The sequence below is a fragment of the Stenotrophomonas sp. STEN031 genome (assembly GCF_056759975.1).
Genome location: NZ_JBRREA010000015.1, coordinates 78,567 through 96,184, shown reverse-complemented (window position 1 = coordinate 96,184; position 17,618 = coordinate 78,567). Strand labels below are relative to the sequence as shown.

General features: G+C 63.8%; 14 protein-coding genes. 2 read left to right on the top strand and 12 right to left on the bottom strand.

The features are described from left to right. Positions 1-144: 144 nt before the first annotated feature. The gene (locus tag ACVOLQ_RS09420; RefSeq protein ID WP_313171101.1) at positions 145-837 is read right to left on the bottom strand and encodes a rhomboid family intramembrane serine protease; all 693 of its coding nucleotides are present in this window, start codon (positions 835-837) and stop codon (positions 145-147) included. A 202-nt stretch (positions 838-1,039) separates the two neighbouring features. Here ACVOLQ_RS09420 and ACVOLQ_RS09415 point away from each other — a divergent pair, with 202 nt between their 5' ends. Beyond that, entirely contained in the window at positions 1,040-2,491 is a 1,452-nt protein-coding gene (locus ACVOLQ_RS09415; protein WP_481527799.1) for an outer membrane protein transport protein, read from the top strand. Positions 2,492-2,811: 320 nt separating this feature from the next. Here ACVOLQ_RS09415 and ACVOLQ_RS09410 read toward each other — a convergent pair whose 3' ends face one another. Beyond that, positions 2,812-3,738, bottom strand: coding sequence for an oxygenase MpaB family protein (locus ACVOLQ_RS09410; RefSeq protein ID WP_481527798.1), 927 nt, complete (start codon positions 3,736-3,738; stop codon positions 2,812-2,814). A 331-nt stretch (positions 3,739-4,069) separates the two neighbouring features. Here ACVOLQ_RS09410 and ACVOLQ_RS09405 point away from each other — a divergent pair, with 331 nt between their 5' ends. Further along, on the top strand, positions 4,070-4,672 hold the full coding sequence (locus ACVOLQ_RS09405) for a hypothetical protein (RefSeq protein WP_057629895.1): 603 nt from the start codon (positions 4,070-4,072) through the stop codon (positions 4,670-4,672). A gap of 169 nt (positions 4,673-4,841) precedes the next feature. Here the strand turns inward: ACVOLQ_RS09405 and ACVOLQ_RS09400 are convergent, their stop codons facing one another. The 10 genes from ACVOLQ_RS09400 to ACVOLQ_RS09355 form a co-directional block, all read right to left on the bottom strand. Further along, positions 4,842-5,171, bottom strand: a complete 330-nt coding sequence (locus tag ACVOLQ_RS09400; RefSeq protein WP_481527797.1) for a hypothetical protein — start codon at positions 5,169-5,171, stop codon at positions 4,842-4,844. Positions 5,172-5,198: 27 nt separating this feature from the next. Further along, positions 5,199-5,972 (bottom strand): LytR/AlgR family response regulator transcription factor, encoded by a 774-nt coding sequence (locus tag ACVOLQ_RS09395; RefSeq protein WP_481527796.1) that lies wholly within the window; start codon positions 5,970-5,972, stop codon positions 5,199-5,201. Next, a complete protein-coding gene (locus tag ACVOLQ_RS09390; protein ID WP_481527795.1) occupies positions 5,962-7,302 on the bottom strand; it encodes a histidine kinase in 1,341 nt (446 codons plus the stop codon). Before ACVOLQ_RS09390 ends, ACVOLQ_RS09395 begins: the two co-directional genes overlap by 11 nt. 236 nt (positions 7,303-7,538) lie before the next feature. Continuing rightward, positions 7,539-9,512, bottom strand: coding sequence for a hypothetical protein (locus ACVOLQ_RS09385; protein ID WP_481527794.1), 1,974 nt, complete (start codon positions 9,510-9,512; stop codon positions 7,539-7,541). A gap of 293 nt (positions 9,513-9,805) precedes the next feature. After that, entirely contained in the window at positions 9,806-11,455 is a 1,650-nt protein-coding gene (locus ACVOLQ_RS09380) for a M28 family metallopeptidase (RefSeq protein ID WP_481527793.1), read from the bottom strand. Positions 11,456-11,598: 143 nt separating this feature from the next. After that, positions 11,599-14,667: a TonB-dependent receptor gene (locus ACVOLQ_RS09375; protein ID WP_481527792.1), complete on the bottom strand. Its 3,069-nt coding sequence runs from the start codon at positions 14,665-14,667 to the stop codon at positions 11,599-11,601. Positions 14,668-14,960: 293 nt separating this feature from the next. Then, positions 14,961-16,208 carry an RNA polymerase sigma factor gene (locus ACVOLQ_RS09370; RefSeq protein ID WP_481527791.1) on the bottom strand — a complete coding sequence of 416 codons (1,248 nt, stop codon included), beginning with the start codon at positions 16,206-16,208 and terminating at the stop codon, positions 14,961-14,963. A gap of 166 nt (positions 16,209-16,374) precedes the next feature. Beyond that, positions 16,375-16,731 (bottom strand): DUF1428 domain-containing protein, encoded by a 357-nt coding sequence (locus ACVOLQ_RS09365; protein ID WP_313494657.1) that lies wholly within the window; start codon positions 16,729-16,731, stop codon positions 16,375-16,377. 13 nt (positions 16,732-16,744) lie between these two features. Next, positions 16,745-17,152, bottom strand: a complete 408-nt coding sequence (locus ACVOLQ_RS09360) for a VOC family protein (RefSeq protein WP_481527790.1) — start codon at positions 17,150-17,152, stop codon at positions 16,745-16,747. Positions 17,153-17,155: 3 nt separating this feature from the next. Further along, positions 17,156-17,593: a VOC family protein gene (locus ACVOLQ_RS09355; protein ID WP_481527789.1), complete on the bottom strand. Its 438-nt coding sequence runs from the start codon at positions 17,591-17,593 to the stop codon at positions 17,156-17,158. Positions 17,594-17,618: the final 25 nt, after the last annotated feature.

Here is a 17,618-nt window from a genome sequence, read left to right as displayed (position 1 = left end):
CATTGGGGTTTCCCGGGATTTAAGGGGGTTGCTGGTGGGCGGGGCCTACGCGGCGAAGCCGATATCAATGAACTGCAGGCAAGCCGGTGACCTGATGGGGCACCGGCTTCGCGGCTCACGCCGCTCCCACAAAAAAAAGCAGGGCTAGAAGCCTTTGCGCTTGCGCAGGCGCCTGGCAATGGCGGCACGCACATACAACCCATAGGCCACGCCAAACAGAAAGCCGGCCACATGCGCCGACCAGGCCACCATGCCGAAGCTGGGACCGATATAGGCGAACACCACCTGCAGGGCCGCCCACACGCCGATCAGCAGGAAGGCGGGGGCGCGCACGAATTCCAGGAACAGGCCCAGCGGCAGCACCACGCCCAGCTTGGCGCGCGGGAACAGCGTCAGGTACGTGCCCATCAAGGCCGAGACCGCGCCACTGGCGCCGATGATGGTGCGCTCGGGCGAGCCGATCACATACAGCGCGGCCAGGTTGGCGATTGCGCCACCGAACAGGAACAGCAGCAGCAAGCGCCACGGCCCCAGTACCCGCTCCGCTGGCAGGCCGAAGATCAGCAGGAACACCAGGTTGCCCAGCAGGTGTGACCAGTCCGCGTGCAGGAACAAGGCGGTGAACAGCCTTAATACGCTGCCATCGCTCAGTGCCGCCCACCAGTCACGACTGCTGCCCAGGCCGGTGGCCAAGGCGCCCCAGTCCAGCCATAGCGTGCGCCGCGCCTCATCTGGCCGTGAGATCGACCAAAGGAAGGCGGCCAGCAGGGTCAGGCAAAGCAGGGGCACTGCCCAGCGCAGGCCTGACTTATTTCTGGAAGGAATGGAGACGAACATGAGTCCGGAAGCCTAACCCGGTCCCGCCCGGGACGGGCTGGGAATATGTCTTTCGTCGTTATTGTTTAGTTAACCAGCGTGGGTGATACTGCATACGGCGTCGTATGTCGGGAGGGGACTCCGGCGCACTGTCAAGCGGCCTGGCTGCTTGGGAGTGCAGGCGCAAAAACGACCATTACCGTTTACGGAGAGAGCTTCCACTATGACCGCTTCTGCTATTGCCCGCGTAACTGCCCTTGCTGTCGGTATCGCCGGCGCGCTGGCCTTCGGCCACGCCAATGCTGCTGCCTTCCAGCTGAAGGAAAACAGTGCCAAGGGTCTCGGCCGTGCTTTTGCTGGTTCCACCAGCGCATGGGACGACGCTTCGGTTGTCGCCACCAACCCGGCGTCGATGCGCCTGCTCGACGGTCGCCAGTTCCAGGCCGACCTGAGCGCCATCAGCTTCTCCGCGGATTTCACCAAGGCTTCTGGCCGTAACTCCGGCCCCGGCGGCGTCCCGGGTACCGGCACCGAGATCACCGGTGGCAACGGCGGCGACGCCGGCATGATCGCGCCGGTCCCGGCTGCGTATTTCCACCTGCCGTTCGGTGAGAACGACAACATGCATTTCGGCCTGTCGCTGACCGCACCGTTCGGCTTCAAGACCGATTACGACAAGAACTGGGTGGGTCGCTACAGCGGCGTGACCACCGACCTGAAGGCCATCGACCTGGGCGCAGCGTTCTCTTACGACGTCAACCCGTATGTGTCGTTCGGCGCGTCGGTGTTCGTTGAGCACCTGACCATCGAACTGTCCAACGCCCTGGACATGGGCGCTGTGGTCAACGGTGCCGCCCAGCAGCGTGCTGCCGGAGCTGCCGCTGCCGCTGGCCGCACCCCGGCGCAGATTGCCGCCGCTGCTGCTGCGGCTGGCCAGGCCGCTGCTGCGGGTGGCTTCTTCCCGGGCAGCGCCGATGGCTTCGTCACCATCGAAGGCGACAACAATGCCGTCGGTTACGTGCTCGGCACCACCTTGAGCCCGACCGAGAACACCAACATCGCCTTCAGCTACCGCTCCAAGGTCGAGCACAAGATCACCGGTGGCAAGGCCAACTTCACCGTTCCGCAGAATGTCTCGGTTGCCCTCGGCCAGCCGGGTAGCGGCCTGTTCGTGGACACCTCGGGCAAGGCCACGGTGACCCTGCCGGCCTCGTTCTCGATGAGCGTTACCCACCGCATCAACGACCGCTGGACGGTGATGGGTGACGTCTCGCGCACCGCGTGGAAGACCGCCTTCGACGAAGTCACCGTCGACTTCGCCTCGAACCAGCCGGACAACACCCTGGGCTTCCATTACAACGACACCACCTTCGGCTCGATCGGTACCGAGTACAAGCTGTCCGACACCATCACCCTGCGTGGCGGTGTGGCCTATGACGAGTCGCCGACCAGCATCGAGCACCGCGACGTGCGCGTGCCGGACGTGACCCGCAAGTGGCTGTCGGTTGGCCTCGGCTGGACCCCGTCGGAGAAGACCGAGTTCAACTTCGGTTACACCCACCTGTTCACCGATGAGCCGAGCATCAATGTCACCTCGGCCACTGGCAACGTGGTCAAGGGCAAGTACGACGTGGGCGGCGACATCCTGGCTGCCTCGATCAACTACAAGTTCTAAGCGAACCTGTAATTGATGCCTGCAAAAAGCCCCGCGCAAGCGGGGCTTTTTGTTTGTGTGTTGCACGGCAAGGCCGCCATGCATTTGGAAGAGCGGCGTCAGCCGCGAAGCTGGCATCAATGGAATCACCGATGCCGCTGCAATCAGTTGGATCATCTGCTTCGCGGCTTATGCCGCTCCTACAAGGCTGTCGCACTACCGGGAAAGCCTCTGCCGAGCATGGCTCGGCACTACAGCCCCCTCCCTTTCGCGCAGCGAAGGGGAGGGTTGGGGAGGGGTCGCTTTTTGCTGGTAACGCCCCTGCCGAGTATGGCTCGGCACTACCTCAGAGCGGGCCAGGCCGAGAGCACCGCTGGGTCCTGCCCTACCCGCTTGCAGGCGCGGGTCGAAATGCCATCGTTCAAGGCAATCCGGAACAACGGCGCCACGCTGCGCAGCACCCGCGCCGCCACCACCGATTGCAATTGCTGACCACGACTACGGCCAAGCAATTGCATCGCCCAGTCCGGCAACAAGGCCGCACCCGCCGCCAGAAACACATCGCGCGACACGCCCGGCAACGGCACCGGCAAACGCACATCGCTGAGCACCTCCAGCACCTCGCGCGAACGCGCGTCCATGCTCAGCTGCGCTTGCTGCGCCTGGAAGTACTCGCGCACCTGCGCCTCGCTGGCCGGCACATCACGCGCACCCAAGGCCTCGGCGACACGCCGGTACTCGTCGTAGTAGCGATCCGCAATGGCGGCCGGTACCTCGCGACAATAGCGCCTGCACCCCTCGAGAAACCCGAAGGCTTCGGTGACATGCACCCAGGTCAGCAGCTGCGGATCGTCCGCGGCGTAGGCACGCCCATCCGGTAGCGTGCCAACCACCTGCGCGTGAATGCGTCGAACTTTGGCGATCAGTTTTTCGGCCTCGGCCGCTGGCGCGTAACTGGTGCCGGCAACAAAACTGGTGGTGCGGCGCAGCCGCCCGACCAGATCCTCGCGGAAATTGGAATGGTCATAGACGCCGGCCAATGCACGCGGATGCAGCAACTGCAACATCAGTGCGCACAGCCCGCCAGCCAACATACCGGGGAATTCGGAATGAATGCGCCAGGTGACACTGCCCGGCCCGAACCAGCCCGGGTCCCCCAACGGCGTGTCGTACTCCACGCCATTCTGGTTACGTGGAAAGGCGTCCAGCACCCAGCGACGGATGTGGGCGGTGGCGGCGGCGGAAACCGGACTGAACAGGGATGACATGCTGCCTATCGTACCGGTCCGGCTGCGCAGCTGGCTCGCTGGAGCGGCCCGTCCGTCCCCCGTACAGCCGCCGTCAAGCCGCGCGGGCACGCCGGGTCGAAACATGTGCAGACGCAGCAAGGTTTGATGCAAAACCCGAAACATCCCGCGCGCTGGATGATGATGCAGCGCAAAAAATCCGCGCCACTGCAAGCGAGCGGCCGGCAAGCGCAGGCGAATCTTCGCACCGCCCCCATTGCCAAGTGCGACGAAAGTGCTAGAACTGAGCCTGCCTGACCGCACCAACCTGCATCCGTCGCTCGTTCCAGCAAGTATCTGCAAGGAGCTCAACATGATCGCACTGTTCAAAGGTTTGGGATTGCTGCTGCAAGACAACGAGCTGTACAACAGCCCGTTCGAGAAACAGGTCGATCATTGGAAAAACCTGAGCGATCAGCAGATACGCGAGGAAGTGTCGGTGCTGGCCAAGGCCAAGTGCCAATGGCTGATGGCCTCGATCGTGCTGTGGCAGGCATCGTCACTGCTGATCCTTGGCTTGATCACCAATTACCTGTGGCGCGATGACTTCCATATCACCTTCACCCGCGTGGTGATCGTGCTCGGCTCATGGGTATCGATCCTGTTCGTGATCTGGTTCATGGCCAACATGTTCGACCACACCGCCGGTTTCGAGCGCTGGATGAAGGCCTTCAACAGCCGCGCCCGGATCAGCTCCGATGCCGACAGCGTGGATGAAGTGGCCGAGGCGCTGGAGATGGCCAAGCACTATCCGGAGGTACTGGACTACAAGCAGGCCGTCACCAACACCCGCGAGCTGCGCCATGAAGACGTGCGCATCATGCGTGAACTGGGACGCATGCGGCAGCACTCGGAACTGGTCGGCAAGCTCAACCACATCGGTGACGATGGCTTGCGGCTACAGCCTGCGTTCTGAGCCCGCTCGCTTTGTTGCTACATATCGCCGCGCTTTGTCGCGGCGATTTTTTTGCACACTGCAAAACTGCCCATCTCCCCTGCCCCGCTCCGCGCCCAGCCCTTGCGCCAGCGCAGCGGAGAGGTGCTACACCTGCAATTGCAGCACCGTACGCAACCCCGCGATTGAACTACTTCTGCAAAGTCACCTGCTGCGAGTATCCCGCCGGCAGACCATGCATCTGGCGGGTGGAGCCGACCACGACGACAAAGTCGCCCAAAGCTTCGCGCCGACAAAGCTGTGCATCGGCTGCGCCACTGCAATGCTCGCGGTACAGCAGATAATTGCAGCGGCCACTATCACTCTGCAGGCACTGGAAACGGCTGACGCCGTTTTTCACGGTGGTGCGGCTGAGCAGGCTCTGTTCACCACTGATGCGGGTTACCGAGGTCTGCCCGGGTGTCTCATGGATGCCCAGCATCGACAGCAGGCTGCCGATCAAAACGGTCAGGTAATGCATGGCAATACTCCGGCAAACAGGGCGGCATCACATGCCGCGGAACAGGCTCATGAAGGGTTGGCTGACCACCAGCGTTTCACTGCGCTGTTTCAGCCGTAATACGCCGCGGCCGCTGTCGTCGCGGCTCACCGCCGCCACCGCCTTCATGTTGACGATGGTGGCGCGATGGATCTGGCGAAAGCTGTTGGCATCCAGGGCGGCCGTCAGTTCGCGCAGCGAGCTGCGCAGCAGCAGTTCTTCCTCGGCGGTGACCACCACGGTGTATTTGCTGTCGGCGCGGAAATACAGCACTTCGTCCAGCATCACCAGGCGTGTTTCGCGGCCGTTGCTGGCGGTGATCCAGGCCAGCGGTGGTGTGGCCAATGGCGCAGCAGGCTGCCTTGCCAGCTGTTGCAGCAGACGCTCCAGCACCCCCGGCTCAGCATTACCGCTCTGACGGCGCGCCAGCACGCGTTGACGCGTTGCCAACAGCCGCTCGTCGCTGACCGGCTTCAGCAGGTAGTCCACCGCTCCCTGTTCGAAGGCACTGATTGCGTACTGGTCGTAGGCGGTGACAAATACCACTTCGGTCTGCGGGCTCAGCTGCTGCAGCGCGCGGGCCACGTCCAGGCCGGTGATGCCTGGCATGCGGATGTCGAGGAAGGCCAGGTCCGGTTTATGCGTCTCCAGCGCTTCCAGCGCGGCGGCGCCGTCCTCGCATTCGGCGACGATGATCAGTTCCGGCCACAGGCGCTGCAACTGGGCCAATAGCGCCTGGCGCAGCAGCGGCTCGTCTTCGGCAATGAGGGCTTCAAGACGCACGGGGCAGCTCCGGTATGTTCACCGCCGACTGCGTCGAGGTGTTGTTGACCGGCGCGACGGCCGGTGCAGCAGCGACTACCGGCGGCGGCGATGCAATGCGCTTGGGCAGGCTGATGGTGGCAGCCATGCCACTGGGGAAATTGGAAACCAGCGCCAGCGTTGCCTGTTCGCCACAGCTCAGCCGCAGGCGCTCGCGCAGGTTCTTCAAACCGATGCCGGTGCCACTGTTGTCGCTGCTGATGCCTTGGCCATCGTCGGCCACGGTGATCGTCAACTGACCATCCAGTTCACGCGCCAGTATCCATACCGTGCCGCCACCACTCTTGGGTTCCAGGCCATGCTTGATCGCATTCTCGACCAGGGTCTGCAGCGACATCGAGGGCAGGCTGACACCGTGCAGCGCTTCGGGCACATCGATCTGCAGGTTGAGCCGCGAGCCCATGCGGATACGCAGGATCTCCAGATAGGCCTGCACCCGCTCCAGTTCCTGCCCGAGCGTGGACACGGACTGATCGATGCCCGGCAGCGAACTGCGCAGGTACTGGATCAGGTGCCCGAGCATCTGCTCGGCACGGGCCGGATCGCTGCGGGTCAACACCTGTGCGTTGGCCAGAGTGTTGTAGAGAAAATGCGGCTCAACCTGGGCATGCAGCAGGTTCAGCCGGGCGACGCTGAGTTCCTTCTCGGCCTCGGTACGTGCGGCGTGCTCGCGCTCTTCGCGGCGCTGCTGGGCAACCTTGCCGCTGAGTGCATGGGTGATGGCCTCGGCGTTTTCGTAGTTGCTGCCTTCATCCAGCAGCAGCAGGTCCACCCACGCTCCGGCATCCGGCTCAAAGAACAGGGTCACGCTGCTGGTATCGGCACCGGGAATGACCCGGGCGGTGATCTGGTTGTGGCGGATTGCCAGCCGCGCCATCGGGTTCCAGCGTGACGGCGGGCGCTCGCCGTAGGGATCGGCACGGCGCTGGGTGGCACGCAACTGCAGGGTGCCCACCGAGCGCTCCAACTGTTCGATGCGTGGCATCTGCCCAATCACCTGTTCCAACAGGGCGAAGGCCGTGGGCGCGTCCAGCGGCAGCTCGACCTGACGGCGATGGCGGTTGGCCAGGGTCTGCGAATCGAGCCGGTCGGCGATCAGGGTGACGCGGCGGATGTGGCCAACCACCGCAGTCAGCGCGAACACCATCAAGGCCATGGCGGCCAGGCCGAAGATCCAGCCCGGGGATTGGTCCATGCCGCTGAACAGGCCGCTCCACAGGAACGCAGCGACGAGGATCGTCAGCGCCCAGGCGGCGAGGATGCGGAAACCGAGAAAGAGGCTGGCGAACATGGTCAGTCACCGTAGGGATTGGAGGTGAGCATAGGCGCCGCCCCGCCGGCTGCAAGCGGCCTGCGACGAAACCCGGAAAAGGGCGATCAAACCCGGATTGGGCGGGATGGAAAACGAGGGCCACTGTAGTGCCGAGCCACGCTCGGCAAGGGGGCTTCCTGGTAAAGCCTCTTGCCGAGCATGGCTCGGCACTACATGGATCTATCGGTAGAGCCCCTGCCGAGCATGGCTCGGCACTACCTGGACCGCCATTCGCCGGGCAGCGCCCAGCGCGCCACGCCATCGCCGCACAGGCCGATCAACGCATCACCCTGCGGTGCCCAATGCAGCTGGCGCAGGTCCCAGCAGGCAGAGTCGCTGGGATTCAACGCCAGCGACTGCCCCGACTCGAGATTCCACACCGCCAACACCGGGGTGCCGCCATCGTTGCCGCCAAGGGCCAGCAGGCGACCGTCGGCGGAGGCGGTTGCCGCATTCAATGCGTTCAGCCCAGGCAACGCCAACGAATAGCGCGGCTTGCCGCTGGCCAGATCAAGCACATGCATGCCCGGATCGCGCCGGTTTCCTTCCATCAGCACGAAGCCGACCGCAACCCATCCACCTTTGGCCGAGCCCAGCGGCGCTGGCACCCACTGCGCCATGCCGGCGTCATCGTTGCCGTCCACCTTGCCGAAGCGGCGCGGCAAGGCCAGCACGCGCTTGACCCGTCCGGTGGTGCCATCCAGTTCGGTCAAGCCTGCCGGGTCCTCGATCCAGAAACCTTGCCCCGGTCCGTCCCAGCGCACCGGCTTAACCAGCGCGTTGCCCGGATAGCCGCCAACCACGCCTTGCCGGGGCGCATCGAAGCGCGGCGCATAGGTCCACGGCTCGCCATCGGCCGATGCCATCGCCTGCGGCTGCAGTACACGCAGCACATCGCGGATCGCGCCACCGCCGTCCAGGGCATGGTCGTACGGCACCGGCCTGCCCTGCGTGTCATGCGTCCATTTCCAGCCGCCGCTGATCGGTTGACGTACACCGGCCGCCCAACGCAGCGGATGCGCCAACGCACGCTGTTGGTCCAGGCTGTACTCCACGATCTGCTGCTGTATCGCCAGCCAGCCGGTGCGCCCCTGCGGGTCCACGCTCAGGCCGGCACGACCCGCATCGGCGCTGGCCTGCCACAGGCGCCGTGGCTTGTCGCCCATCCCTGGCGCCCAACGCCACAAGGCCTCGGGATAACTGCTGAGCAACAGTACGCTGCCATCGGCCAATGGCCGCATGTCGTAGTAGTCACCACTGCCGAAGGGCAGCAGGCGTTGCGCTGCGGTCGCGTCCTTGTTGCCGCCCGGCGCCGTCAAGGTCGGTTCGACGATGCGAGCGTCTGCCTGCGCCGGCAGCTGCCAATCACTGGCGCCCACGCCGATCTGCAGGGCTGCACCGGGCAGCGCGCGCACGGCGGCGTACACCGGCGTGAATACCGCCTCCGGCACGCGACGGCGGCTCAGACGTGGCGAGGGTCCACCGCCCATCACGTTGAACTCGCGCAACTGGTCGACGATGCCGCCGTTCGGATTTGGCCAGTCGTCGGTTCGGCTCAAGCTGATCGCCGTGGCCGGTTTGCCCAGCGCTTCGTCGACCTGCATCACCCGCACTTCGATCGTGCTTTTGGCGCGGCCGAGCACACCGTGCTTCTGCTCGGCACTGGCCTGCCAGCTGGCGAAGCTGCCCTGCAGTTCGGCCAGCTTGTCGCTCATCGCATCGACCGTGGCATCGCGCTGCAGGCGCTGCTCGCGCAGCGGCAGCTCTTCGGCCAGCAGGGCGCCCTGCTCCACCGCCGCCTGCAACGCAGGCATGCGGTAGCGTCGAATGAACTCGGCCTTCAGTTCCGGGCGTCGCGCGATCAGCACATTGCCCCAGCCGTGATCCATGTAGGCCACACGGGTGCGCTGTACTGGCGCGTTGAATTTACCCAGCGGTGCCAGGCTGGCCTGCACCACCGGCAGCACCTGCTCGAACGGTAAAGCGACCAGCAACTCAACCTGCGGCAGCGAGCGTTGGTTCTTTGCCAGCAGGGGCGCCTGCAAGGCCGAGGGCAGGCCTTTCTCTGCCTCCTGCTGGGACGTTGGCAGCATTTGCCAGTTGGTCGGCAAGGGCACTGCGTTCGCCCACAACGGTGAGGTCATGCCCGCCAGGCACAGGATTGCGCGGCAAGCGCTGGTCTTTGTCATGGGTCGTCCTTGATGGTGCTGTGAGAGGATTCTGAGGGGCAGCAGGTATCTGTGGGCCCCCGGCCCTCACCCCAACCCCTCTCCCGGTGGGAGAGGGGCTTGTAGTGCCGAGCCATGCTCGGCAAGGGCTCACCGGTAACGCCTGAAGGCACGGCAGCGCTGCGCAGAAGCCGCCCTCACCCCAACCCCTCTCCCGCAAGCGGGAGAGGGGCTTCAAAGCCTTCAAAGCCTTCAAAGCCTTCAAAGCCTCGAGCCTCAAGCCTCAAGCCTTCAAACCTCCAAGCCTTCAAGCCTTACTTGCGCTCTGCCGCACTCGCATCGCGCGTCGCGCGGAAACTCTCTTCCGGGCTCCAGTTCGGCCAGTCACGTGAGTTGGCCAGCTTCTCGCCCAAGGTATAGAGCACTTCCAGGTCGCGCGCGGCGCCGGCGAAGGTCCAATCGGCCTGCCATTCGTCACCCTGCTGGTGATAGCGCTTGGCGGTGTACTCGTCGGAGGCCTTCTTGCCAGCGGCGACGCCGCCGTCGATCCAGTCCTGCCCCGCGCCATACGACAGCGCCGGCACGCCGCGCTTGGCGAACGGGAAGTGATCGGAGCGGAAGAACAGGCCGGCTTCCGGCTTGGTATCCGGGGTGTAGCGGATGTCCCAACCCTTGGCCACGTCCTTGAGCTGGTCCAGCAGCTCCACCTTGGCCGAGCCATAGATGCCGAAATCACGCGACGGGCTGTACGGCGACATGCCGTCCATATTGATCACCGCCACTGTCTTGGCCAGCGGATACAGCGGATTGCTGGCGTAGTACTCCGAGCCCAGCAAGCCCTTTTCCTCGGCGGTCACCGCCAGGAACACCACCGAGCGCTGCGGCTTGGGCTGGGTGGCAAACCCACGCGCCAGCTCGACCAGCGCAGCGGTGCCGGAAGCATTGTCCATTGCGCCGTTGAAGATGCGGTCGCCGCGTGCATCCGGCTCACCCACACCGATGTGGTCCCAATGGCCGGAATAGATGATGGTCTCGTCCGGATGGGTACTGCCTTCCAGGCGCGCGACCACGTTGTGCGAGGTGATCACCTCGGTCTTGACCTGGTAGTTGGCCGAGAAGGTTTCGCCCTTCAGCTCCACCGGCTGGAAATCGCGCGACTGCGCCTGCTTCTTCAGCGTTTCGAAATCCAGCCCGGCGCGCTTGAACAGCTCCACCGCCAGGTCGCGCTGGATCCAGCCTTCCAGCGCCGGGTGCGCCTCGGCCGGGTTCTGCCGGACCACGTCGAACATGGTGTTGGTATTGGAGCCGGCCACCGTCGCCCAACCATAGGAGGCCGGTGCGGTCTCATGGACGATCAGCACGCCGGCGGCGCCCTGGCGCGCGCCCTCTTCGTACTTGTAGGTCCAGCGCCCGTAATAGGTCATGCCCTTGCCGTCGAAGTCACCGCTACCGGTCTCGAAATCCGGGTCGTTGATCAGCACCACGGCGATCTTGCCCTTCAGGTCCACGCCCTTGAAGTCGTCCCAGTTGCGCTCAGGCGCCTTGACGCCATAGCCCAGGAACACCAGCGGTGCATTGCTGATATCCACCGCGCTGGCACCGTTCATGGCCGCGCGCACGGCGATCTCCTGGCCCTGGGTCAGGGTCTGTGGCTTGCCCTGGCTGCTCAGCGACAGCACCGGCTTGCCGACGATGTCGCCCTTGAGCAGCGGCACCGCCTGGGTCCACAGGCGCTGGCCGTCCTTCAGGTCGCCGCCGGGATGCATGCCGGCAGCGGCGAACTGCCTGCTCAGGAAGGCAATGGTCTTGTCCTCGCCTGCGGTCGCTGGCGAACGGCCTTCATAGGCGTCGGAGGACAGCTCCTTGACGTCGGCCGAGATGCGCGCGCCATCAAACTTGGGCGGGGCGGCCATCAGGGCGGTGGACACGGACATCGCCAACAGGCTGATCACGACTCGTTTCACGCGGTACTCCAGTGATAAGGCAACTCCCGGAGTGTAGCCAGCTGCGCGCGTCCGTGTGCAGTGCCCTGTTGCAGGGTTGACAGCAGACACAGCCCGGGCGCCTCACGGAACCCGGACCGCTGTCCTTCCACCTGCCGATCGGCTTACCAGTCGTAGGCCAGGCTCATCGTCACATAACGGGGCGTGGCGAATCGCAAGGGCAGGTTGTAGGTGTTGCTGACGGTTGCGATCTCTCCTTCGCTTGCGCCATCAATCGCGGTGGGTTTGCGCTGGTTGAACAGATTGAATACATCCAGCGACACCGCCAGCTTGCCATCGGCGAACGCCGGCCTGTAGCGGACCCCCATATCCAGGCGACTGGTCCAGGGCGTGTACCGCTGGCCCGGCGGAGACGCCTTGCCAAAGCACGTGTGGTAGAAGGAACCGCCGTAGCCCACCGGGTCGGTTTCATTCACCGCCGGGTCCCCGCCCTGGTCATTGAGGAACCCCCAGCAGGTGATCGGCATGCCCGACTGCATGCTCACATTGGCGCTGACCATCCATTCCGGTGTGATGGCATAACTGCCACGCGCCTTGATCTGGTGCCGACGGTCATTGGGCAGATACCCCATCGAGTGGAACATGAAAGCAGGCCCATCCCAGTTCACGCTGGTCGATACGCCATTGTCATGCGATGCCGAACCCTGGCCGGAATCCGAGTTCGCCGGCCCTTCCATATTGCCTTCGCTCTTGCTCAGGGTGTAATCGATGCGAGCCTCCCATTTGCCGTTGAACGGATGTTCCAGGAACAAGTCGATCGCCTTGTAGGTGCGCTTCATCGGCACCGTCCAGCCCCAGTCCTGTGGCGTCATGCGGAACGAGGTGTAACCATTGCCGTCCTTGTTGGCGAAGCGGAATGTGTTGCTGTCACCCACGTTGACGATGAAGCAGCCACCATCGAGGCCCTCCGAACCGGGAATGGCGACCGTCGATGCGTCAATACCCATCTTCTCCAGTTTGGCCGCCATGGCGGCCGAATCACAGGTATCGTCCATCGCCGACTTGAGATCACGGTAAGTGGCCTTTGCGCCATAGCTCCAGTTTTCGTTCAAGCGGGCCTGGAAGCCGACGATGAATTCATCCTGGTAGGAGGACTTCAAGTCAGTGGGCGCAAAGCTGCCGGCATCTTTCGGCTGGCCGGTTTCGTGGTTGGAGGACACCGGTCCGGCGGCTGCAGTGCCAGCCAGATTCAGGATAGGCTCCAGCCCGGTTGGCACGCCATTGGCGTCGATGCCGGTATAGGTGAAGTACTCGCTGGTGAAGGTTGAGGACGAAGCGCCGCGAACTGCGACTGCCTGCGGCAATGCCAGGTAGTAACGGCCCGCGTTGCCGAACAACTTGAAGGAGGCATCACCGAAGACGTCCCAGCTGAAGCCCAGCCTCGGCGCCCATTGGTCACCGGTATCCACATACGCTGCACCGGTGTTGTTCTTGTTGGTGAACTGGTCGTTGCGAATGCCCAGCGACAGCAGCAGATTGTCGGTTACCTGCCATTTGTCCTCCAGATACCAGCCCTTCTGCTCCAGCGACATGCTGGTGGAATTGCTGTAGATGTATTTGCGGACGAAGTAGCGGGAGCCTGGTGCACCAACGTCCAGCGCCGCGTTCACCGCCCGATCCGGCGCATTGGTGCTGTGGTAGATCCAGCGATCGATCAACATGTCGACACCTTCGTTCTTGGCCTCGAACTTCTGGTTGTCGATGCCGCCGGTCAAGGTGTGCCTGCCCAACACCCACTCCAGCTCCAGGCGCAGGCCGTCGCCATAGTCGTCCGCGCCCGGCGTACCATTGCTGGCCGCCTGCGGATTGGTGATGCCGCTGGCCGGCGTACCGGCCGGCCAGTACGCCGGGTTCTGCAGACTGGCGCTGGAGACATGATCGAAGCCGGTGAGCGTTGGCACGCTGCTGTAGCGCAACCGCGAATGACCGTACATCGCATTGAGGGTGAGCGTATCGGTGAGATAGCCGGTGTACTTGATGATGGAAAACTCGTTGTTCTCCTTCACCTCGTTCGGGCTGGAGCCATTGCTTTCGCCTTCCACATCTTCGGCGAAGTCGTACGCGTAGTAGTCTCCCTGGTAGCGCTTGCGCTGCGCCATGTAGGTCAGTTCCAGCAGGTTGCCGTCGTTGATGTTCCAGTTCAATTTCGCGTAGAGCTTGGGATTCTTGGTGGTGTCGTGCAGGCTCTGCGGCACCCCCAGGACAGTCGGATATGCCTTGGTTTCGGTTCGCTCCTGCTCCAGCGATACAAAGCCGAGCAGCCGATCCCTGAGCAAAGGACCGCTGACATAGGCACTATAGGTTTCGCCCCAGCTTTCATTCCTGTCACCACGGCTGAACAGGCGTCCAACCAGGGTGTCGTCCTGGTACGCATATCCCTCGGGCAGCGCATCATTGGGCAGGTGCCGGTCCGGTGTACCTGCACGCAAGCCCCTTGGCGTCCAAGTGACCTGCGCGCCAAAGTGGAAGTCATTGCTGCCGCTCTTGCCAATCTGGTTGAGCACGCCACCATCGGATCGGCCGTACTTCGCGCTGTAGCCACCGGTATAGGTTTCCTGCTGCTCGATCGAGCCGTAAGGCAGCGTGTAGCCCCCCACGTTGGTCATTGGATTGCCGGTAAAGAACCCGTTGATGTAGTACGCGTTCTCGGCGACGCTGGCGCCTCCCAGGGAGACGGCGCTACCAAAGAAGACCGGGTTTCCCGCAACCGCACCCGGGGCCAACAAGGCAATGGATTCCGCCGTGCGCGCCAGCGGCAAACGCTGTATTTCCTGCGCCGTCATCACGGTATTGGTCGACACCGAGCGCACATCGATGCTGTCGGCCGCCGATGCGGTGACATTGATCGTGCCCAGGGTCGTCGCCTCGGTACCGGCAAAGGAAACGTTGCTGTTTCCTCCTACCGTCACCACGACATCGCGACGCCCTTCGCCCACCTCCACGGTATAGGGACCCACCGGCAGGCTGCTGACGGTGTACCGTCCCTTGTCATCGGCAATCACGCTGCGACTCAAGCCACTATTGCTGGTGATCGTGACCCGCGCGCCGGCTGGCACCGAACCCGATATTGCACCGGTCGTACTTTGTGCGTGTACCGCACCAACAATGCAGATGCCCAGCGCCGCCGTCAGCGTACGTTTGGCGATCCTGTTGCAGACCCTTTCCATTTTCATCCTGCACCCCATGAAGGAAGCGAAGCAAGCCAGCCGTGTTGCAAGGCCAACACTTTTTGAAGCACAGGAAATATAGGTTGCACACCGGCATCGCCAATCAACATAAGTTGAGGCTTTACCGCACACCAAGCTGGATACAGTTCGACGCACGCCACGCCCTTGCGCGTGGCGCGCCCTGCTGAATATTCTGTTGGGCTGGCAGCAATACGCGCGGACACAGCCCGCGGTGCAGCAGGAAAACAGCCGCATGAAACTGCGACATGTCGTGGCTCTGGCGCTGTCGGCAATGCGCGCTAAAGTCGTTCCGCCCGTTGCAACAATGCACTGCGCTCGCGCAGGTTGGATGTCATCGCTGCTGCCTGTTGAAAGGCGTCCTTGGCCTCACGCAGCTGTCCGCGCTGCGCGAGCAATTCACCACGCACGGCCTGCAACGGTGCATAGGCGCGCAGCTGTGGATCATCGATGAGTTGCTGCAACAGCGGCCATGCCGCGGCCACGCCCTGGGCCTGTGCCACCGCGACCACGCGATTGAGTTCCACCACCGGCGAGGGCATCACCTCCACCAAACGCGCATAACAGGCGGCGATGGCCTGCCAATCGGTCTGCACGGCCTGACGCGCACGCGCGTGACAGGCGGCGATGGCAGCCTGCAACACATAGGCGTCATTGCCACCACCCAGTGCCAGCGCGTGATCCAGCAGCGCCTGGCCGCGTGCGATCTGCAACCAATCCCAACGGCTGCGGTCCTGCTCCAGCAGCAATACGGCCGAACCATCGGCGGCGGTCCGCGCTCGCAGGCGCGAGGCCTGGAGCTCCATCAGCGCCAGCAGGCCGAGCACAGGCACCGTATCGGGCATCAACCCGGCCAACACGCGGCACAAGCGCAACGCCTCTTCGCAGAGCGCCGGTCGCATCCAGTCTTCACCGCTACTGGCCGCGTAGCCCTCGTTGAAAACCAGATAGACCACATCCAGCACCGACTGCAAGCGTGCGGACAGTTCCTGCAGGCGCGGCACTTCGAACGGCACCTTGCGTTCGGCCAACAGCCGCTTGGCGCGGACGATGCGCTGGGCGATGGTGGGTTCTGGAACCAGATAAGCACGGGCGATCTCGGTGGTGCTCAAGCCACACAGCAGGCGCAGGGTCAGCGCGACCCGCGCATCGGCAGGCAATTCGGGATGGCAGGCGACGAACACCAGCCGCAGCAGGTCATCACCGATGTCGTCCAGATGGTCGGACGGGTCCGCGCCCATGCTGTAGTCCTGCTGTTCGTCGATGATCTGCGCCTGCCGCTGCGCATGCAGGCGCCGTTGCCGCAGCCGATCGATGGCCCGCCGCTGCGCGGTGGCCATCAGCCAGGCGGCGGGATTGTCCGGAATTCCCTGTTTTGGCCAATGTTCCAGGGCCGCGACCAGCGCATCCTGGGCAAGTTCCTCGGCGCTGTCGAGGTCGCCCAGCATGCGCGCAAGGCGTGCAACCAGGCGCGGCGATTCCATGCGCCAAAGGGTGTCCAGCAGTCGTTGCAGGTGTGGATCGGTCATAGGGCGCGATCACAGCATCGCGGTGCGATTGCTGCAAGCACGCAGCGCATATGCAGGACCGGCGGTAGTGCCGAGCCATGCTCGGCAGGGGCCTGCTCCAGTGATGCGAAAAGCCAACCCCTCCCCAGCCCTCCCCTCCGCCTCCGGCGCAAGGGAGGGGGCAGCCTCACAACTGCACGAACGGCGTGAATCCGCCCCAGAACATGCGCTTGCCATCGAACGGCATGTCCTTCGGCCCCATGCCGGCCAAACGTGGATCGGCCATCGCCTTGGCATTGACCTTGTCGCGGTGAGCGCGCGAGCGAAACACCACGTAGGCGAACACCACCACCTCATCTTCCTTCAGCTTCACCGCCTGCGGAAACGAGGTGCGCTTGCCCGGTTTCACATCCTCCGCCACCGCTTCGACGTAAGCGAGGGCGCCATGCTCTTTCCACACCTTGCCAGCCTTGCGCGCCATGCGCTTGTAGTCGTCCAGCCTGGCGCTGGGTACCGGCAATACATATCCGTCCACGTAAGCCATGTTCGTCTCCTGGTTATTGGCCCGGCTCGCCATCCATATGGGCGATTTCCCACAGGTGGCCGTCAAGATCGGCGAAGCCGCGCTGGTACATGAAACCGTAGTCACGGGCCGGCATCGGCTCGCTGGCGCCGGCGGCCAAGGCCTTGTCCACCAGTTCATCAACCGCGGGCCTGCTGGCCGCAGACAGGCAGGTGATCACCTCGGTCTGCTTGCGTGCGTCGCTCAGCGGTTTGGTGGTGAACGTCTTGAAGAACGGCTCCACCAGCAACATCACGAAGATGCTGTCGCTGATCACCATGCAGGCGGCGTTGTCATCGCTGAATTGCGGGTTGAAGCTGTAGCCCAGCGCGTCGAAGAACCTCCTCGACGCCTGCAGGTCGCGCACCGGGAGATTGACGAAGATCATCTGCAGATTGCTCATGCCTCAACCCTCCGCCGGCATCGGCTTCATGCAATTGACCATCCACGGCTTGCCGTAGCGGTCCAGCAACATGCCCCAACGGTGTGCCCAGAAGGTTTCCGCCAGCGCCATCTGCACCTGCCCACCTTCGGCCAGGGCCGCGAACACGCGCTCGGCTTCCTCGATGCTGTCCACGTCGACATTGATGGTGGTGGCACTGGCACCGGCACCCTGCGGGCCATCGGCGGCCATCAGCGTTGCCCCGCCAGCCTCGACCTGGCAATGCGCGATCTGCTCCGGTTGCGGCATGAACCCACCACAGCCTTCCGCATCCATGTCCGGACTCGGCGGCATGTCGCCGTACGTCATTTCCGACACCACCGTGCCCCCCAGGGCCTTGGCGTAGAACGCCATCGCCTCGTGGGTCTGGCCATTGAAGCCCAAAAACGGAATCAATTTCATCGTCCTGCTCCTGCTGCTTGGGGTT

Bases quoted from the DNA above. Each gene is read 5' to 3' on its own strand.
- ACVOLQ_RS09365 (WP_313494657.1), bottom strand. From the start codon at position 16,731: ATGGCTTACGTGGACGGATATGTATTGCCGGTACCCAGCGCCAGGCTG.
- ACVOLQ_RS09410 (WP_481527798.1), bottom strand. From the start codon at position 3,738: ATGTCATCCCTGTTCAGTCCGGTTTCCGCCGCCGCCACCGCCCACATC.
- ACVOLQ_RS09415 (WP_481527799.1), top strand. From the start codon at position 1,040: ATGACCGCTTCTGCTATTGCCCGCGTAACTGCCCTTGCTGTCGGTATC.
- ACVOLQ_RS09370 (WP_481527791.1), bottom strand. From the start codon at position 16,208: ATGACCGATCCACACCTGCAACGACTGCTGGACACCCTTTGGCGCATG.
- ACVOLQ_RS09405 (WP_057629895.1), top strand. From the start codon at position 4,070: ATGATCGCACTGTTCAAAGGTTTGGGATTGCTGCTGCAAGACAACGAG.
- ACVOLQ_RS09375 (WP_481527792.1), bottom strand. From the start codon at position 14,667: ATGAAAATGGAAAGGGTCTGCAACAGGATCGCCAAACGTACGCTGACG.
- ACVOLQ_RS09360 (WP_481527790.1), bottom strand. From the start codon at position 17,152: ATGAGCAATCTGCAGATGATCTTCGTCAATCTCCCGGTGCGCGACCTG.
- ACVOLQ_RS09355 (WP_481527789.1), bottom strand. From the start codon at position 17,593: ATGAAATTGATTCCGTTTTTGGGCTTCAATGGCCAGACCCACGAGGCG.
- ACVOLQ_RS09390 (WP_481527795.1), bottom strand. From the start codon at position 7,302: ATGTTCGCCAGCCTCTTTCTCGGTTTCCGCATCCTCGCCGCCTGGGCG.
- ACVOLQ_RS09385 (WP_481527794.1), bottom strand. From the start codon at position 9,512: ATGACAAAGACCAGCGCTTGCCGCGCAATCCTGTGCCTGGCGGGCATG.
- ACVOLQ_RS09400 (WP_481527797.1), bottom strand. From the start codon at position 5,171: ATGCATTACCTGACCGTTTTGATCGGCAGCCTGCTGTCGATGCTGGGC.
- ACVOLQ_RS09420 (WP_313171101.1), bottom strand. From the start codon at position 837: ATGTTCGTCTCCATTCCTTCCAGAAATAAGTCAGGCCTGCGCTGGGCA.